This is a genomic window from Loigolactobacillus backii (assembly GCF_003946275.1).
Classification (GTDB): domain Bacteria; phylum Bacillota; class Bacilli; order Lactobacillales; family Lactobacillaceae; genus Loigolactobacillus; species Loigolactobacillus backii.
Genome location: NZ_RHNQ01000120.1, coordinates 1 through 2,598, shown reverse-complemented (window position 1 = coordinate 2,598; position 2,598 = coordinate 1). Strand labels below are relative to the sequence as shown.

Annotated in this window: 2 protein-coding genes; both read left to right on the top strand. The window is 38.0% G+C overall.

Annotation, left to right across the window (positions count from 1 at the left end; translation table 11 throughout):
- Positions 1-212 precede the first annotated feature (212 nt).
- Positions 213-1,682, top strand: a complete 1,470-nt coding sequence (locus EKM61_RS11730) for an MDR family MFS transporter (RefSeq protein ID WP_068377162.1) — start codon at positions 213-215, stop codon at positions 1,680-1,682.
- Positions 1,682-2,404 (top strand): DUF4811 domain-containing protein, encoded by a 723-nt coding sequence (locus EKM61_RS11725; protein ID WP_068225930.1) that lies wholly within the window; start codon positions 1,682-1,684, stop codon positions 2,402-2,404. The genes EKM61_RS11730 and EKM61_RS11725 overlap by 1 nt, the downstream gene beginning before the upstream one ends.
- Positions 2,405-2,598 lie beyond the last annotated feature (194 nt).

Genomic DNA, 2,598 nt, shown 5'->3' with positions numbered 1-2,598 from the left:
TTAGTCACTTATGAGTCTAACTGTGTTGGACTTTTTTGTTAATTTTTTTGTATTATTACAAACTAGCACCACGCGTACCTACAATGACATTGATTATAACAACCTTAACGTCATTGTCAACTTTATTAAAACTATTGTCAATTTACTTGACAACTAAATTCAAAGGTATTATAGTCATTCTCAGTACTTTTTATGAAAGAAGGCCTTGAAACATGGCAAAGAATCAACCAACTGACGCAAATGGCAAGCCATATAACCGTAACTTGTTACTTGCAACAGTCATCATCGGAACTTTTGGAACTGTTTTAACGCAGACATTACTTGCAACTGCTTATCCAACCTTAGAAAAGGCATTTAGTGTTTCAACGTCGACCGTCCAGTGGTTAACAACTGGTTTTACATTAGTTAACGGAATTATGATTCCGATTACTGCGTGGTTGATTAATCGTTTTAATAGTAAATACTTATATATTAGTGCAATGACGATATTTACGATCGGAACTTGGATGTGTTACGTGGCACCTAACTTTTCAATCCTGCTTTCAGGGCGCCTAGTTGAAGCCGTGGGTGTTGGTATTTCAATGCCATTAACGCAGACGCTGGCACTTTCAATTTTTCCACCAGAGAAACGTGGGGCGGCCATGGGGGCTACTGGATTAGCAATTGGGCTAGCACCAGCTATTGGGCCGACGCTTTCTGGCTGGATTATTGATACCTACAATTGGCGGGTCCTTTTCGGAATGATCTTACCAATTTCTATTCTTGTTATTATTGCCGCATTCTTCTTTATGCGTAAAGTTTTGGAAACAAATAAAACTTCCTTAGATGTTCTTTCCGCAGTTTTATCAACAATCGGTTTTGGATCGTTATTATACGGTTTTTCCGAAGTTGGCGATAAAGGTTGGGGTAGTTCCATCGTTGTTTGGGGCTTAGCTATTGGGATCGTGTTTATTGGACTCTTTGGCTGGCGTCAATTAACCATGAAGAAACCTTTCTTGGAACTACGTGTTTTTAAGTCATCTGAATTTACGATTGCCACAATTTTGTCATCAGTTGTTATGATGGCCATGGTTGGGGCAGAAATGGTATTACCTTTGTATATTCAAACGGTTCGTGGTGAATCGGCCTTCCATTCTGGATTAATCCTATTACCAGGTGCCATTATGATGGGGGTAATGAGTCCTGTTACCGGCCAACTCTTTGATAAAATCGGTGCCAAACGTTTGGCAATTGTTGGGATGACGCTTCTTACAATTGGAACAATTCCATATATGGGCTTAACGCAGTCATCACCTATTTTAGTTGTTTCATTATTCTATGCCGTTCGGATGTTTGGTATCTCAATGGTTATGATGCCAACGACAACGTCTGGGATGAACGCATTACCGTTTAATATGATTAGTCAAGGTACTGCCGTTAATAACACTGTTCGGCAGGTTGCCAGTGCAGTTGGGACTGCTATTTTAATTAGTGTCTTATCTAATCAAACAAGCAATTCAATGCCAAGTAAGCATGTTTTACACGCAACACCGTTACACTATAAGACTGGTGCAATTAATGCTGTTTTGACAGGCTATCATTCAGCCTTTCTAGTCGCCGCAATTTTCTGTGTTATAGGTTTAGTTATTGCCTTCTTCTTGAAAGATAAGCGCGGTGCTACCGTAACAGGAGGTGACAAATAATGATAATTGTATTAATTATTGTTGGTGCCATTTTATTTGCAGTTTTCACAATTGGACTTAAAAGTGGTTGGCTACGTAATGTTTTAATTGTTTTGGCACTTGCCATTTTGATTTGGCCAATTACATCAATATCTGCAACGGATAATAATCATTATGGTATGAAAGAAAAAACAACGACCACTGAAAAATCAATTGCTTCGGCAGCTGATATGAAGGGTGCTAATATCAATATGCTACTTTACCAACCATTAGGTAATGGTAAAGAAAAAGTCTATATCTATAAGACTGATAAAACGCAGAAGAAGCCAACAACAACCCAAGCAGATGAAAAGACAACCAATAAGGTAGTCAAATCTGGAAGTACAAAAACGGCGAAGTTGGTTACTAAGACAACGCATTATGTATTCAAAAATAATTTCTTTAAAGCAATGTATGCCGGTTTAGATGCTGATAATCAATACAAAGAACGAACTAATACGTTTAAAGTTGGCAATAACTGGTTAGTTTTAAGCACTAAACAAGCAAAGCAATTACAAAAACAAGCGACGGCAGCCCAGAAACAGATGAAGACTGCGATTGAAACACAGGTCAAAGAAGCAATGACAAAAGATCCAAGTATGTCTAAGAGTCAACAAAAGGCTCTAACACAACAATTAGAACAAAAGGCTCAGCAACAAGCACAACAACAAATGATGCAAAAGTTACAACAAATGCAAAAATAAGTTACGTGTACTGAGCAAAAATTGACCAATGAATTGCGCTAAATTAAATGGCTCTCTGTCAAATCCTGTTGATAGCCAATTTTACAGTGTTAGAAGTTAGGCAACTTCTAATGCTGTTTTTTTATTTGGTTTGGTGCGCATTTGTTGTAGTTTGATCCGTGAAACTAAATGGTGATAGTTGCGAAAACCAAAGG